Here is a 14,938-nt window from a genome sequence, read left to right as displayed (position 1 = left end):
AAACACATGATATTTTCATCTATTCACTCAAAAGAGGATTGCTCAAAGTATCCTAAAGCAATTCAGAAAGCAATTCAATATCTTAAGGATAATGATTTTAATAAGATGGAAACGGGTATTTATGAAATAGATGGCAAAAAGATGTATGCACAGGTTTTTGATGCAACACCAAAGCCATTAGATGAAATTAGACCCGAAGTACATGAAAAATATATTGATGTTCAATACTTAGCTTCAGGAAAAGAAGGTATCGGATTTTGTATTGATACAGGAGAGTTTGAAGTTGATGAAAGAATTGAAGAAAGAGACTTAATATTTTATAAGAACATAAAAGACGAGGGATATATTACTGCAACACCAGGATGTTATAGTATATTTTTCCCACAAGATGTACATAGGCCATCAATTTTAATAGAAAATTATGCATTAGTTCGTAAGGTAGTAGTAAAGGTAAGTTTAGAATTATTATAAAATATAGTAATTAAAATAAGGAGGCTTTTATCTATGAAAAAGAAAATCGCATTATTAATGGCAGGAATGTTAACATTGGCAACTTTAACTGGTTGCGGAGGAGGAAAAAGTCCAGCAGCAAGTACTCCAAAAGCAGAAACTGAAGTAGCAGAAGGCGCTGCAGCAGTCAAACCAGAAATAAATTTAATAGTAGCCCATAATCAAACTTCACTAGAAAATCCATATGCATTTGGGATCAAAAAGTTTAAAGAAGTAGCTGAAGAAGTTTCAGGTGGAAAAATCTCTGTAACACTTCATAATGGTACATTAGGTGAAAATGAATCAGAATTAATAGAGAAATTAACAATGGGTGCTGCATCTATGGTAGTAGCTTCTCCAGGATTTATGACAGCAATAGGCGTTCCAGAAGTAGATATGTTTTCATTATTATATTTATTTGATAGCTTCGACCATTGGGAAAAGGCAGTAGATGGTGAGTTTGGTAATGCAATGAAAAATGTTATAGCCGAAAAAACAGGGAATCAGTTTAGGGTTATGGGATATTGGTCTTCGGGTGTGCGTGATGTTTATGGTAAAAAAGCAATTAAGACACCAGCAGATGCAAAAGGGTTAACAATTCGTACACAGTCTTCAAGCGTACAACAAGAATTTTGGTCAAAGGTTGGTGCCGTACCAACATCTGTAGCTTGGGGGGAATTATATCAAGCATTACAACAAAATGTTGTAGATTCGGCAGAAAATGACTATACAAGTTTTATGCTAAAAGAGCATCATAAAACAGATAATGGCAAATATGTAAGCGAGACACATCATGACTATACAACCAGGCTCTTATTAATGGATGGTAATTTTTACGATAGCTTAACAGAAGAGCAAAAGGGATGGATTGACACAGCTTGTGTAGCTGCTACAGAAGAGGAAAGAAGCATTGTTTATAAGATGGCAGAAACATCTAAAGAAAAAGTTATAGCAGATGGTGCAAGTGTTACAGAAAATGCAGATATGGATATAGAAGCATTTAAAGCAATAGCAATTCCAATTCAAGAGAAATTTGTTACTGATAATAAAATGGAAAATTATTTAGAATTAATCCGTACAACAAAATAATTTATAAACAACAGTAAAGGAGAATTACTATGAAAAAAGTTATAGATCAATTGCAAAGATTGCAATTGCTAGTTGGAACAGTTTTTCTAACTATCTTCCTTATAACTGTGGTATTTCAGGTGTTTTCAAGACGAGCAGGCATTACTGCTCCTTGGACAGAAGAGATAGCTATGTATTCCTTTATATGGGCGGTGTTTATGGGAGCAGGGGCTATGGTTTATGAGAAGAGACACTTTGCATTCACTTCAGTAAGTGATGCACTTAAAAATGAAAAGATAAAAAGATTATTATCTATTGCTATATCCAGTATAATGTTAGTATTTGCCTTACTAATGATTAAATATGGTTATGAAACAACAAAACAGTTTTGGAACTATAAGTGGGTTAATATTCCCGCTTTAAAGAGGGGGCCAACCTGGTTATGTTTACCTCTTTGTGGTATAACAAGCACGATTTATCTTATATATCTTATCATAGATGACATAAAACATATTGTGAAAGGAGACTTTAAATAATGGCAGCACTCTTAGTTATTTTATTTATCGTATTTGTTGCAATCGGTGTACCCATATCGTTTGCGTTAGGAATAGTCTCCTTTGTGGGTATTGCAGGCTTAGCAGAAATACCAAATGCAGTTGTATTTACCAAAATGTTTAATGGTATGAATAGCTTTACATTATTAGCAGTACCATTATTTATACTTGCTGCGAATCTTATGAATGAGGGATCAATTACAGACAAACTTATAAAATGTTGTAATGCCTTAGTTGGTCATTTTCGTGGTGGACTTGCCTATTCTAATATACTAGTGTCCATGATTTTTGCAGGGATATCTGGTTCTTCACAGGCAGATACAGCAGGTGTTGGAAAGGTATTCATACCTGCAATGGAGGAACAAGGTTATGACAAGGGAACATCAGTGGGTGTTACTGCAGCCTCCTCAACATTAGGATCTATTATCCCACCAAGTATTACAATGGTAGTCTATGCAGGAATTGCGAATGTAGCTACAGGAGCACTGTTTATGACGGGACTTATACCAGGTATTCTACTTGGACTTGCAATGATGCTAGTTGTTAAATATTATTCAAAAAGAAAAAATTTCCCAACAAGTGAAAGAGTTCCTTTTAAAGAAGTAATGAGATTAACCTTTGAGTCACTACCAGCTTTACTTACGCCTATTATTTTAATTGGTGGGATTGTTCTAGGGATATTTACACCTACAGAATCAGCTGCAATCGCATGTATCTATGCATTAGTAATTGGAATATTCTTTTATAAAACGATTAAGATTAAAGCATTACCAAGAATTTTAATGGAAACATTAAAATTATCTTCTCTTTCATTATTTGCACTTGCGACTGCAAATGCTCTTGGTGAATTATTAAGTTATTACCAGTTAAATGTGTATGTACAACAATTCTTTACTTCAATACCAGGAGGGGCATTTGTTTTCTTATTAGTTATAGTTGCATTCTTTCTGTTTATTGGAACCTTTATGGATGCTGTACCGGCAATGATTTTATTTGTACCTATTATTTTGCCATCAGCAACGGCACTTGGTATTAGTCCGATTATACTTGGGTTAATTATTGTAATAACACTAGCATTGGGATTAGTAACACCTCCTTATGGATTGTGTCTATTAATAGCATCCTCTATTAGTGGGATTACTATAGAGGAATCGTTCAAGGGGACTTTACCCTATTTCTTATCATCTATTGTTGTGCTATTTCTAATGCTTTTAGCACCCAATCTTTGGTTACAAATTCCAAAGTTCTTATTTCCAGCCTTATTTTAGGCAAATACAAAAAAGGAAGTTAAAGTATGAAAATTGTTATAATTGGTTCAGGAGCAATGGGATCCTTATATGGAGGGTACCTTTCACAAAGTAACGAGGTTTATTTAATCGATAATGATCCTGAAAAAGTAGATATAATTAATAAAAATGGCATAAAAATAAAAGAAAAGGATGGGGATAAATTATTTTATCCCCAAGCATTAATAGATTCTTCAACTATAGGAACAGCTGATTTAATTATTTTATTTGTAAAAGCCTTGTTTTCGAGAAGTGCTTTAGAAAGTAACAAATCCTTAATTGGAAAGGACACCTATGTTTTGACCCTGCAAAATGGTTCTGGTCATGAAGAGATATTAAAAGAATTTGTTTCAGAAGATCGTATCATTATAGGGACTACCCAACATAATGCCTCTATTATAGAAAAGGGTTATATCAATCATGGTGGTAGTGGAAAAACCAATATAGGTATGCTTACAAAAGAAACGAATCAATTGATGCCTATAAAAGAAACTTTTGAAGCTTGTGGCTTTGCTACAGATATCAGTAGTAACATCCAAAAGATAATATGGGATAAGCTGTTTACAAATGTTTCGGCAAGTGTATTAACTGGTGTACTTCAAGTGAAGTTAGGTTACCTTATTGACAATGAGCACGGATTATTTTTGGTAAAACAATTGGTAAGAGAAGCTGTACAAGTTGCTAATGGTGATGGAATGGGGTTTGATGAGTATGAAGTACTAGAAAAAGTAAAAGAGGTACTTATAAATGCCCATGAAGGCTATACATCTATATATGCAGATATTAGAGATAAAAGAAAAACAGAAGTAGATACAATAAGTGGCTTTGTAGTACGTGCATCAAAGAGAAATGGCGTACCTGCTCCAACCCATGAATTTATTGTAGAATTAGTTCATGCACTAGAGGAAAAAAACTAGGAGGTTGATTTCATGTGTACATATAATTTAGGCAAACTAAAAGTTGTAGATTTAACAAAAGTATTAGATCCACAAACAGAATCAAGAAGGTGCCACTTATGGCGTTTTAATACAGGCGGGCCTATTCCAGACTTCCATACTATTATGGATTTAACAAGTCACTTAGGTACTCATGTGGAATGCCCTTATCATCATAATGATGATTGGACAGATGTTCAAGGACTTCCTCTTACAAGCTTTATGGGACGTGGTATTTATGTGAATATCGAACATTTAGCTCCAAATAGTCACATTATGCCAGAGGATTTAGAAAAAGTTTGTGGGGATAGAATTAAAGAAGGAGATGTAGTTATACTAGATTCTCCATATCGTATACCACCATTTACACCACTAACGAATACACCTGATGATAAACGTCTTTTTATTTGTCGTGAAGCAGCAGAGTGGTTTAAAGAGAAAAAGGTAAAATGTGTTGGATTTGGAGATGGTGTATCTATCGAAAATAACTATGAAGATGTATGTGCTTTCCATGATGTATTAATGGAAGTGGATATTATATTCTTAGAAGTATTACAGAACCTTGAAAAATTAACGAGTGATACTTTCTTCATCTCTTATACACCACTTCCAATCAAAGGATTGGATTCATGCCCTGTTCGTGTATACGCAATAGAAGGATTGGCAGAATTTATGTAATATGGAACTTAAAAAGAGGGAAAGCATGTGGAATTTATTCTCACCATGTTTTCTCTCTTTTTAGATTTTATACTATTTATAAAGATAAGGTTTTAAATCGTTCCATTGCTTCAAGGGTGGCTTCTTTGCTACCGAAAGCAGTAAGACGGAAGTAGCCTTCACCATTATGACCAAAGCCTGCACCCGGTGTACCAACTACAGCAATTTCATTTAATAAATAATCAAAGAAATCCCAAGATTTCATACCATTTGGGCATTTAAGCCAAATATAAGGTGAGTTATCACCTCCTACGAACTCAATTCCTTTTTCTTTCATAGTGGAGGCAATAAGTTGTGCATTTTCCATGTAATAAGTAATATTTTTCTGGATTTGTGCTTGACCTTCTGGAGAGAAGACGGCAGCAGCACCTTTTTGAATGATATAAGGTACACCATTAAACTTAGTTGTTTGCCTACGCAGCCAAAGCTTATTAAGTGAGGTTTCATCAGTTTCTAAGTTTATACCGAGAAGGTTTTTAGGGACGATGGTATAACCACAACGTGTACCTGTAAAGCCAGCAGTCTTTGAAAGGCTACAGAATTCAATAGCACAGGTTTTAGCTCCTTCAATCTCAAAAATACTCCTTGGGAGAGATGGATCTTGAATAAAGCATTCGTAAGCTGCATCAAAGAGGATGACAGCATCTGTATGATTCGCATAATCTACCCATGCTTTCAGCTGCTCTTTATTATAAACAGAGCCTGTTGGATTATTAGGTGAACAGAGATAAATAATGTCTGGTGAAGCATCCTGTGAAGGAGGCATAGGTAAGAAATTATTTTTAGCATGAGAATCTAGAAACTCTATCTGACGTCCAGACATAATATTAGTATCTACGTAAACGGGATAAACAGGATCAGGAATCATTACAACATTAGCGTTACTAAAGATATCTGTAATATTTCCTATATCACTTTTAGCACCATCACTAATAAAAATCTCATCTGTAGAGAGGTTAACACCTCGAGAAGCATAGTATTTTTGAATCGCTTCATGTAGGAAGTCATAGCCTTGCTCGGGGCCATAACCTTTAAAGGTTTCTTTTTGCCCCATTTCCTCTACTGCTTCATGCATGGCAGCAAGAACAGCAGGAACAAGAGGTAAGGTCACATCACCTATTCCCATACGAATAAGTTTTTTATCAGGATGAGTACTTGTAAATTCATTTATTTTTTTAGCAATTGTTGAAAATAAATAACTGTCTTTTAATTCTAAGTAATGATCATTTATAAATGCCATTGTTAATCCTCCTAGTACTCTATAATACCTTCAAAGACCTTAGTAGCAGAGCCTTTCATTAGAACTCTGCCATCTTCTTTGTAGGTGATTTTTAATTCCCCACCTCTTAGTTTTACAGTTATTTCTTCACCTTGAGTGCAGTAACCATTTACAATAGCGGCGACAGCTGTCGCACAAGCGCCCGTACCACAAGCCCAGGTTTCACCAGAACCTCTTTCCCATACACGCATCTTAAGTGTATTTGCGTTTATTATTTGTACAAACTCTGTATTTATTCTTTCAGGGAAGAGTGGATGCTTTTCAAACTTAGGACCGATTTTTTCGAGTTCTAAGTAGTCTATATCTTCACAAAAGATAACTGCATGAGGATTTCCCATAGAAACACCTGTTACTCCGTAAATAATACCATCTATCTCTAAGGGATGATTAATAAAGAAGTTTAACTGAGAAGCAATAGGGATTTCTTTAGGATTTAAAATAGCTTTACCCATATCGACTTCTACAGAGGTGACCTCTTCATCCTCTACAGTAAGGGTGAGGTATTTAATACCACTAAGTGTTTCAAGGGAGATTTGCTTTTTAGTGGTATAACCTGTTTCATAAACATATTTGCCTACACAGCGTGCAGCATTACCACACATTTTACCTTCAGAGCCATCTGCATTAAACATACGCATTTTAAAATCAGCAATTTCGGAAGGTAAAATGATGACTAGACCGTCTGAGCCTATACCAAAATGGCGATCACTAATAAATACTGAAAAAACATGGGGATCTAAAAGGGTTTGTTTGAAACCATCCACATAAACATAATCATTTCCAATACCGTGCATTTTTGTAAAATTAATTTGCATTTGCCTACACCTCTAATCATACTTCATAAGTCTTGAGAATGTTATCTGCTATAGTCCTAGGAGATACCCTAAGGTCCATAGCTTGTTTTTGAATATACCTATGAGCTTGCTTTTCATCAAAGCCTAAATATCTAATGAGAGAGAATTTGGCTCGTTCGATTACCTTAATATCATCCATCTTTTTTTTAAGAGCTTTATTTTGCTCCCTAAGAGTAGAGATAATTTGTTTGGAGTTAAGAACAAAGGGAATGGATTGGAGTAAAACCTGCTTGTTAATTGGCTTACCTACTACAAAGGCTCCTGTTATAGAGACTTTCTCTTGAACTTGTTCCATAATATCGGACTTTACAAGTAGGAGTATAGCAGATAAAGACTTTTCTGCTAGGTCCAAAACTAACTCTGTACCAAATTCATCACTAAGTGGCGTATTAATAATAGTTAGATCAAAATCTGTATAATCAATTTTTCGCCGGGCTTCATTGGCAGATGAGACATGTTCATAGCCAGAGGGAAGAAGCGGCGCAATGATATCATACAAGGCATCTGAAGACTCTTTTTGGGTAGATACGATTAATATCTTTTCCACGCTTCCTACTCCTTTTTATAATCATTTTATACTCCATAAGATTAAAGATAGGTTCTAACTTCCCAATCGTGGATGGTTTGATTATATATATTCCATTCCTGTGTTTTTGATACAAGGTAGTTATTGAAGAGGTGTTCTCCTAAAATACTTTTAACAAATTCACTACCTTGCATGATATGAAGCGCTTCATTTAAAGTTTGTGGTAGTAAATCAATAGTGTAATGTTTTAATTCTTCTTCTGTAAGGGTATAAGCATTTTGTGTTAAAGCGGGCATTAACTCAAGCTTTTTCTCCACTCCATCAAGACCAGCTGACAAAATGAGTGCAAGAGTAAGATAAGGATTGCAGGTTGAGTCAGGGCTACGTAGTTCGATACGATTGTAGCCTTTAGTTGTATAGGGGACACGAATGAGACAAGAACGGTTTTTATAAGACCAAGCGATATGCTTAGGCGCTTCAAACTCAGAACTTAATCTTTTATAAGAATTAACAATAGGATTAGTAACGGCACAAATTTCTTTAATGTGAGAAAGAATGCCTGCAATAAAGTATTTAGCCACAAGAGGGAGCTCATTTCCAATTTGGGTATTGAAAATATTTTCTCCATCTTTAAATAAGGACATATTGATGTGCATACCTGAACCACTTGTTAAAGAGAGTGGCTTAGGCATAAAAGAAGCATAGAGTCCATTACGTCCAGCGATAGTTTTAACAACAGACTTAAAAGATAAAATATTATCAGCTGATTGAATGACATTATCGTATTTAAAGTCTATCTCATGTTGACCATAGGCTGATTCGTGATGAGAAGATTCGATCTCAAACCCCATTTGTTCAAGGGTCAAGCAAATTTCACGTCTTGTGTTTTCGCCTTGGTCCATAGGAGCAGAATCGAAGTACGTTGCCCTATCACTTGGATTGAGAGTAGGTTTACCTTCCTGATCTGTTTTAAATAAAAAGAATTCACATTCTGCACCAACATTAAATATATAGCCCATATTTTTAGCACGTTCAAAGGTGCGACGGAGAATATAACGGCTATCTCCTAGAAAAGGATTGCCATCTCCTGTTTTAATATCACAAAATAGTCGAGCTACTCGTGCATGCTGAGGACGCCAAGGTAAGATGCATAATGTAGTAGGATCAGGAAATAAAAAGAGTTCAGAATCTTCAATAACTCCAAAACCATCAATGGAAGAGGCATCAAAAGCGATGCCTTCTTCAAAGGCTTTTGGAAGTTGTTTTGAAGGAATAGAAATATTTTTCATATGCCCAAACATATCACAAAATTGAAGTTTTACAAACTTTACATCATTTTCTTCTACAAATCTCAAAGCACCTAATTTATTAAAGGACATAGAGTATCCTCCCATCATCATATATTATTCACAGTTTAAGCCTATTAATTGTGTGTGTAAAGCTGTTTGTAAGGATTTTTAGAATTTGCAGTTAATTTATAAAATCTATCTTTTAAAATGCTTTCACTATTAATAGTAAAATATTCACCAAATTCATCAATATATTCTTTAATAAAAATTAAATCTTCTACAGTTGCTTCATGAGCAGAAACTTGAGCTGGTAAATCACTAGGAAGGTTATTAGAACGTATGTAAATGGCTCCACCATGCATACCCGTACCACAAAAGCTTCCAACAGGAATTTCATTTTCGTGATTTAAACCTAAGACAATGATTAAACCACCTGCTTGATATTCTCCTAAGAAATCACCTACTTTACCCCCAATAACAATAACAGGTTGACAGTCCTTATATTCCTTCATATGGATACCCGTGCGGTAACCACTATCACCTTGTACATAGATTTTTCCACCACGCATACCATAACCAGTTGTATCTCCACAATTACCATGGATAATAATACTACCCGAATCCATTGTGTCACCAGTAGCATCCTGGGCATTACCAAATACGTTAAGGGTACTACTAGCTAGATAAGCACCTAGAGCATTGCCTGGTACACCATGAATATCAATTTGTTTTCCGGTTACACCAGTGCCAATATATCTATGACCTAAGCAGTTAATAATTTCGATAGAACAATCATTACTTGCTTTTATTTGTTCATTTAATGCACGAAAATGAAGAGTACTTGCGTTAATTTTCATTATGAACACCTCCAAGCTTTTCAAGTCTCCTTGCCTTATCAAAAAGCATCATTTGTGGTTTAGAATGAAGAAGCTCTAAATCTAACTTTGAAACCGATACTTGTTCTTTGATAAGAGAAGTATAAATACCTGCACGTTTAACATCACCAATCATCATATAACCTTTAAGTACATTATCTTTAAAAACGAGTTTTTTAAAGGATTCATTAGAATGAGTTACAACAGCTTCCCCATCATAAGTACCTGCCGTAATCATATGAAGTCCAAAGAAACCAATGGCATTCATTGGAATGGCATGAGTATAAGTTTTTTGTCCACCAGCCATACAAATCCCAGCAACCTCACCTTGCATATAAGCATTAGGAAGAAGAGCTAAGATCTTTTGTTCACCGGTTGTAATATCCATACTTTCTGTACAATCACCAGCCGCATAGATATTAGCATCAGAAGTTTTACAGCTTTCATCTAAGAGGATCCCCCTATTTACAGCAAGGCCTGCTTCCTTAGCAAGCTCTACATTAGGGCGTACACCTACTGCTACAATAACAAGGTCAAAATCAAGGGTCTCACCACTTGATAATGTGGCTGTGTCTGAGGAAAAGCTATCTACTCTATTGTTAAGGATAAAGCGGATATCTTTTTGTTCCATATGTTTTTGGATAATTTGAGCAGCTTCACTGTCTAAGATACTAGGAAGGATGCGATCAGCTAAATCTACAACGGTAATGTCAGAAGTTGTTTTAGTAATACCCTCAGCTGCTTTTAAACCAATTAAACCAGCACCAATAATAAGCACCTTACTATCTGGTTTAAGTATGGCTTTAATGGCTTTAGCATCATCATAAGTCATAAATGAGAATTTATTTTTAACTTGTTCAAGTCCAGGAACTGGAGGCATAAGGGGGCGAGATCCAGTAGCGATAAGTAATTTATCATATTCTATAAAACTTGTATCTTGGAGTTGGACTACTTGAGCTTCAATGTCGATAGCTGTAACCTTAGTCCCTAATAAGAGTTTACAATTGTTTTTTTCATAAAAATTTTGAGGTCTATAAAACATCTTTTCGTCAGAAAGCTTACCTTCTAACCAATAAGAGATAAGGGGTCTACCATAGGTATGGTGAGGCTCATCTGAGATGATAGTAATAGGATTTGTTGAATCTACTTGTCTAATTCCTTCTACAGCGCCAATAGCAGCAGAAGAGTTACCAATAATTAAATAGTTCATAGTCTAACTCCTTTCTTCAAAAACAATAGCTGCATTTGGACATCCTTGCACACAAGCAGGTGTACCTGAGTTGGAAGCACATAAGTCACATTTTTTTATAACCTTTTCATGATCTGTTACAATGCAGCCATAAGGACAAGAAAGTACACAAGTATAACAACCTACGCATTTAGTATCATCTACTAAGATAATACCGTTTTGAATAGATAAGGCACCAGAAATACAGCCCTTTACGCAAAGGGGATCATCACAATGTCTACACTGAACAGCAAAATTGATGGCAGAGCCTTCTTCAACTACAATACGAGGAGTTGTTTTTTTACCCTTATTAAAAGCTTTAATCATATTACTTTCACCACTATTTGCAAAGCTGCAATAATATTCACAAAGGTGGCAGCCAAGGCACCAATCCTCATTTACATATACTTTTTTCATGATAGTTTCCTCCTATTCACCAGCATGGGCTATGCCTAAGATTTCTAATTCTTTTTCAGAAAGACCAATACCGCGAAGCATAAGTCTATTTCCACGAAGTGCTTCGATAGAGTTAATACCCATACCACCCATCATTTCTTTAACTTCGTGATCCCACGCATGAATAAGATTGACAAGGCGTTCATAACCTATTTCAGGATTCAAACGTTTGACAAGATCAGGGCGCTGCGTAGCAATACCCCAATTGCATTTCGCACCATGACAGCTACGACAGAGATGACAACCAAGGGCTAGAAGAGCAGCAGTACCAAGATAAATGGCATCTGCACCTAAAGCAATTGCTTTTACTGCATCACTAGCAGAGCGTATACTTCCACCTACAACAATAGAAACTTCATTACGAATACCTTCATCACGAAGACGGGCATCAACTGCTGCAAGAGCAAGCTCAATGGGGATACCTACATTATCACGAATACGTGTTGGTGCTGCACCGGTACCACCACGATAACCATCAATAGAGATAATATCTGCACCAGATCGTGCAATACCAGAGGCAATAGCGGCCACATTATGAACAGCAGCAATTTTAACAATAACAGGTTTTTCATAATGAGTAGCTTCTTTTAATGAGAAAATAAGTTGTCTAAGGTCTTCAATAGAGTAAATATCATGATGAGGAGCAGGAGAGATGGCATCTGTTCCCTGGGGAATCATACGTGTTTTAGAAACATCCTCTCCAACTTTTATACCAGGAAGGTGACCACCGATACCAGGCTTTGCACCTTGCCCCATTTTAATTTCAATAGCAGCACCTGCTTCTAAATATTTCTTATGTACACCAAAACGCCCAGAGGCTACTTGTACGATCGTATGTTCTCCATACTTATAGAAATCTTCATGAAGTCCACCTTCACCCGTATTGTAAAAGGTACCTAACTCTGTTGCAGCCCTAGCTAAGCTTTCATGAGCATTTTTACTAATAGAACCATAAGACATAGCAGAAAACATAAAAGGCACTTCAAGTTTAAGATGAGGGTAACTTTCAGATAAGAGATTACCTTCTTTATCAAATTTAACTGTTTGAGGCTTTTTGCCTAAGAAGGTTTGCGTTTCCATAGGTTCTCTTAATGGGTCGATAGAAGGGTTAGTTACTTGACTTGCATTAATGAGGATTTTATCCCAATAAACAGGATAAGGTTGTGGGTTTCCCATACTAGAAAGGAGCACACCACCCGTTGCTGCCTGCCTATAAGCTTCTGTTATAAGTACTTGAGGCCAATTGGCATTTTCTTTGAAAACATTGTTTGTTTTAACTATTTTAAGAGCACGAGTAGGGCAAAGTGATACACAACGTTGGCAGTTTACACAGTTTTTTTCATCAGCTACCATGCAATCTAACTCTTCGTCATAAGCATGAACTTCGTTGGCACATTGTCTTGCACATACTTTACATGTAATACATCTTTTTTCATTTCTTATAATTTCATAATCAGGATAAAGGAAATCAATCATTATTTGTCACCACCTTTATTTAATGTCACGATAATAGGTTCTCCACCTTTTGGATACCAAATGCGATCAACTTCAGGACAGATGGCACGAATGGCACACTCTTCACTAGCTATATAAACGGTATCCCCTTTTTCAGCGGCAACCATAGAACGAAGTTTAAGGCGGTCGTTAAGAGCCATAAGACCTCCTTCAAAACCGAGAATAATAGAGAAGGGTCCGGTGATTAAGAGGCTTGCAAACATATTGCGAAGGTGAATGTATTTTGCTTTTTCTTTTTCTGGCAGCGTATCAATTTTACTCCAAAAAGGTGCAGCAATTACCTTACAGACATCTTCTAAAGAAAGTTCATGTTTACGATTTAAAAGGTCAATAATATAAGTAATAACTTCTGTATCTGTTAAAAGTGTACATTTATAACCAAACATTTCAACGAAGCGCCTATTGGCATCATAAGAAGAAATCTCCCCATTATGTACAATAGTATAGTCAAGAAGAGCAAAGGGATGAGCACCTCCCCACCAGCCAGGTGTATTAGTTGGATACCTACCGTGAGCTGTCCAAGCATAACCTGCATATTCATCAAGGCGATAGAATTCACCTACATCTTCAGGAAAGCCTACAGCTTTAAAAACGCCCATATTCTTTCCACTTGAGAAAACATAGGCACCATCAATTTTAATATTGATATTAATAACAGACTGAACGATATATTCCTTTTCATCTAGTTGACTAGCAGCTAATTTAGTAGGTAAAGGATTAAGGAAATAGCGCCAGATAAGAGGTTCATGAGTAATGTTCTTATGCTTCCTAGTAGGGATACGACTTAAGTTAACAATATCAAAATGTTTCTCCAAAAATCTCTCAGTCTCTTCGCGAGATTGACTGTTTTCATAGAAAACATGGAAAGCATATAAATCTTTGTATTCAGGATAGATACCATAACCAGCAAAACCACCGCCTAAGCCATTTGAACGATCGTGCATGTAAGAGATAGACTTTACAATTTCACCACCATTCACACGCTTACCACTACGATTAATAAAGCCAGAGATAGCACATCCTGAAGGAATACGAATTTCACCTTCACGTTTTAGCATATAGATCTCCTCCATAAAAATTAATTAAAAAATACTCCAAAATAAAAGTTGAAACAAAAAAGGCGCACTTTGAGTGCAATTTACACTCAAAGAACGCCTTTGTTCTCCTATATAATTACTAATAACATTTTTCACTATAAAAGTCAACTAATTTGCAAGAATGAGCGTATAATAATTCATTATTTTAAATAGACAAACAACATATAAATATAGAAACATAAGGAATAAGTCTTGCAAGAATAGGTAATCTAAAAATTTATAAGTACAAAGATATCCTATTATTTGACAGAGAGAGGTAAATAACCCTCAATTAAAAAATAATAATATTTTGATAATATTTTTAAAATACCTCTTGAATTTCAAAAATAGTCATTGTATAATCTAACACAAAGAGAATAAAAATTAGCAAAGGGGCTAACTAAAGTAACACTTAGGTGTTATTAGGTTAGCCTCTTTTTATTTTCTAAAGCTATAGATTATTGGAGTAATCTATAAAATTTTAATAAAGAGTAGGTGATGAGGATGCTAGATACAGCTTTAATTACTTATTTAGCAGAGCTTTCTAAAATAGAGGTAGAGGAAGCAAGTAGGCCAAAGCTTGTAGCTGAGATGAGTGCTATTGTAGAGCTTATGGATACGATGAATGACCTGATTTTAGAAGAAGATTTTCAAAAGGTAGGTGAGGGAGTACACCTTAACAACTTAAGAACAGATGTATGTAAAGCTTCTTATGAGCGTGAAAAACTTCTTCAAAATGCGCTTTATAAGAAGGATGGTTTTTTCGTAGTACCTAAGATAATGGAATAGTG

At 35.5% G+C, this 14,938-nt stretch carries 16 protein-coding genes; 7 read left to right on the top strand and 9 right to left on the bottom strand.

All coding sequences use genetic code 11. The features are described 5' to 3' along the window. Nucleotides 1-6: 6 nt before the first annotated feature. From CS063_RS09865 to CS063_RS09840, 6 genes are read left to right on the top strand one after another with little or no spacing between them, the layout of a single operon-like run. Entirely contained in the window at nucleotides 7-471 is a 465-nt protein-coding gene (locus CS063_RS09865; protein WP_099449538.1) for a YhcH/YjgK/YiaL family protein, read from the top strand. A 33-nt stretch (nucleotides 472-504) separates the two neighbouring features. Beyond that, on the top strand, nucleotides 505-1,578 hold the full coding sequence (locus CS063_RS09860) for a TRAP transporter substrate-binding protein (protein ID WP_099449537.1): 1,074 nt from the start codon (nucleotides 505-507) through the stop codon (nucleotides 1,576-1,578). Nucleotides 1,579-1,607: 29 nt separating this feature from the next. Further along, on the top strand, nucleotides 1,608-2,093 hold the full coding sequence (locus tag CS063_RS09855) for a TRAP transporter small permease (protein WP_099449536.1): 486 nt from the start codon (nucleotides 1,608-1,610) through the stop codon (nucleotides 2,091-2,093). Further along, nucleotides 2,093-3,379, top strand: coding sequence for a TRAP transporter large permease (locus tag CS063_RS09850; protein WP_099449535.1), 1,287 nt, complete (start codon nucleotides 2,093-2,095; stop codon nucleotides 3,377-3,379). Before CS063_RS09855 ends, CS063_RS09850 begins: the two co-directional genes overlap by 1 nt. A 26-nt stretch (nucleotides 3,380-3,405) precedes the next feature. Next, nucleotides 3,406-4,314 carry a ketopantoate reductase family protein gene (locus CS063_RS09845; protein WP_099449534.1) on the top strand — a complete coding sequence of 303 codons (909 nt, stop codon included), beginning with the start codon at nucleotides 3,406-3,408 and terminating at the stop codon, nucleotides 4,312-4,314. Nucleotides 4,315-4,326: 12 nt separating this feature from the next. Beyond that, nucleotides 4,327-5,010, top strand: a complete 684-nt coding sequence (locus CS063_RS09840; protein ID WP_099449533.1) for a cyclase family protein — start codon at nucleotides 4,327-4,329, stop codon at nucleotides 5,008-5,010. 76 nt (nucleotides 5,011-5,086) lie between these two features. Here CS063_RS09840 and CS063_RS09835 read toward each other — a convergent pair whose 3' ends face one another. The 9 genes from CS063_RS09835 to CS063_RS09795 are packed head-to-tail and all read right to left on the bottom strand — an operon-like array spanning nucleotide 5,087 to nucleotide 14,129. Next, complete coding sequence (locus tag CS063_RS09835) at nucleotides 5,087-6,289, bottom strand: LL-diaminopimelate aminotransferase (protein ID WP_099449532.1); 1,203 nt, start codon at nucleotides 6,287-6,289, stop codon at nucleotides 5,087-5,089. An 11-nt stretch (nucleotides 6,290-6,300) separates the two neighbouring features. Then, the gene (gene dapF / locus CS063_RS09830) at nucleotides 6,301-7,137 is read right to left on the bottom strand and encodes a diaminopimelate epimerase (RefSeq protein ID WP_180270746.1); all 837 of its coding nucleotides are present in this window, start codon (nucleotides 7,135-7,137) and stop codon (nucleotides 6,301-6,303) included. A gap of 22 nt (nucleotides 7,138-7,159) precedes the next feature. Beyond that, complete coding sequence (locus CS063_RS09825) at nucleotides 7,160-7,729, bottom strand: ANTAR domain-containing response regulator (protein WP_099449530.1); 570 nt, start codon at nucleotides 7,727-7,729, stop codon at nucleotides 7,160-7,162. A 41-nt stretch (nucleotides 7,730-7,770) separates the two neighbouring features. Then, nucleotides 7,771-9,087 carry a type I glutamate--ammonia ligase gene (glnA, locus tag CS063_RS09820; RefSeq protein WP_099449529.1) on the bottom strand — a complete coding sequence of 439 codons (1,317 nt, stop codon included), beginning with the start codon at nucleotides 9,085-9,087 and terminating at the stop codon, nucleotides 7,771-7,773. Nucleotides 9,088-9,131: 44 nt separating this feature from the next. Next, complete coding sequence (locus tag CS063_RS09815; RefSeq protein WP_099449528.1) at nucleotides 9,132-9,854, bottom strand: GltB/FmdC/FwdC-like GXGXG domain-containing protein; 723 nt, start codon at nucleotides 9,852-9,854, stop codon at nucleotides 9,132-9,134. Next, nucleotides 9,844-11,082, bottom strand: coding sequence for an NAD(P)/FAD-dependent oxidoreductase (locus CS063_RS09810; protein ID WP_099449527.1), 1,239 nt, complete (start codon nucleotides 11,080-11,082; stop codon nucleotides 9,844-9,846). The genes CS063_RS09815 and CS063_RS09810 overlap by 11 nt, the downstream gene beginning before the upstream one ends. Nucleotides 11,083-11,085: 3 nt before the next feature. Beyond that, on the bottom strand, nucleotides 11,086-11,517 hold the full coding sequence (locus tag CS063_RS09805) for a 4Fe-4S dicluster domain-containing protein (RefSeq protein WP_099449526.1): 432 nt from the start codon (nucleotides 11,515-11,517) through the stop codon (nucleotides 11,086-11,088). Between the two features lie 12 nt (nucleotides 11,518-11,529). Continuing rightward, nucleotides 11,530-13,032, bottom strand: coding sequence for a glutamate synthase-related protein (locus tag CS063_RS09800; protein WP_330401005.1), 1,503 nt, complete (start codon nucleotides 13,030-13,032; stop codon nucleotides 11,530-11,532). Continuing rightward, entirely contained in the window at nucleotides 13,032-14,129 is a 1,098-nt protein-coding gene (locus CS063_RS09795) for a class II glutamine amidotransferase (protein WP_099449524.1), read from the bottom strand. The genes CS063_RS09800 and CS063_RS09795 overlap by 1 nt, the downstream gene beginning before the upstream one ends. Nucleotides 14,130-14,651: 522 nt before the next feature. On the opposite strand from CS063_RS09795, the gene gatC reads away from it, so the two are divergent. After that, entirely contained in the window at nucleotides 14,652-14,936 is a 285-nt protein-coding gene (gatC, locus tag CS063_RS09790; RefSeq protein WP_180270745.1) for an Asp-tRNA(Asn)/Glu-tRNA(Gln) amidotransferase subunit GatC, read from the top strand. Nucleotides 14,937-14,938 lie beyond the last annotated feature (2 nt).

Source organism: Sporanaerobium hydrogeniformans (assembly GCF_002735925.1).
In the GTDB taxonomy this organism is placed as follows: Bacteria; Bacillota; Clostridia; order Lachnospirales; family Cellulosilyticaceae; genus Sporanaerobium; species Sporanaerobium hydrogeniformans.
Note: the sequence above shows the minus strand (reverse complement) of the source record. Positions and strands in the feature narration are given on the sequence as shown.

What these genes read in the sequence shown, in the direction of transcription:
- CS063_RS09865 (WP_099449538.1), top strand. Translation starts at nt 7, where the DNA reads ATGATATTTTCATCTATTCACTCAAAAGAGGATTGCTCAAAGTATCCT.
- CS063_RS09860 (WP_099449537.1), top strand. Translation starts at nt 505, where the DNA reads ATGAAAAAGAAAATCGCATTATTAATGGCAGGAATGTTAACATTGGCA.
- CS063_RS09855 (WP_099449536.1), top strand. Translation starts at nt 1,608, where the DNA reads ATGAAAAAAGTTATAGATCAATTGCAAAGATTGCAATTGCTAGTTGGA.
- CS063_RS09850 (WP_099449535.1), top strand. Translation starts at nt 2,093, where the DNA reads ATGGCAGCACTCTTAGTTATTTTATTTATCGTATTTGTTGCAATCGGT.
- CS063_RS09845 (WP_099449534.1), top strand. Translation starts at nt 3,406, where the DNA reads ATGAAAATTGTTATAATTGGTTCAGGAGCAATGGGATCCTTATATGGA.
- CS063_RS09840 (WP_099449533.1), top strand. Translation starts at nt 4,327, where the DNA reads ATGTGTACATATAATTTAGGCAAACTAAAAGTTGTAGATTTAACAAAA.
- CS063_RS09835 (WP_099449532.1), bottom strand. Translation starts at nt 6,289, where the DNA reads ATGGCATTTATAAATGATCATTACTTAGAATTAAAAGACAGTTATTTA.
- glnA (WP_099449529.1), bottom strand. Translation starts at nt 9,087, where the DNA reads ATGTCCTTTAATAAATTAGGTGCTTTGAGATTTGTAGAAGAAAATGAT.
- CS063_RS09815 (WP_099449528.1), bottom strand. Translation starts at nt 9,854, where the DNA reads ATGAAAATTAACGCAAGTACTCTTCATTTTCGTGCATTAAATGAACAA.
- CS063_RS09810 (WP_099449527.1), bottom strand. Translation starts at nt 11,082, where the DNA reads ATGAACTATTTAATTATTGGTAACTCTTCTGCTGCTATTGGCGCTGTA.
- CS063_RS09805 (WP_099449526.1), bottom strand. Translation starts at nt 11,517, where the DNA reads ATGAAAAAAGTATATGTAAATGAGGATTGGTGCCTTGGCTGCCACCTT.
- CS063_RS09800 (WP_330401005.1), bottom strand. Translation starts at nt 13,032, where the DNA reads ATGATTGATTTCCTTTATCCTGATTATGAAATTATAAGAAATGAAAAA.
- CS063_RS09795 (WP_099449524.1), bottom strand. Translation starts at nt 14,129, where the DNA reads ATGCTAAAACGTGAAGGTGAAATTCGTATTCCTTCAGGATGTGCTATC.
- gatC (WP_180270745.1), top strand. Translation starts at nt 14,652, where the DNA reads ATGCTAGATACAGCTTTAATTACTTATTTAGCAGAGCTTTCTAAAATA.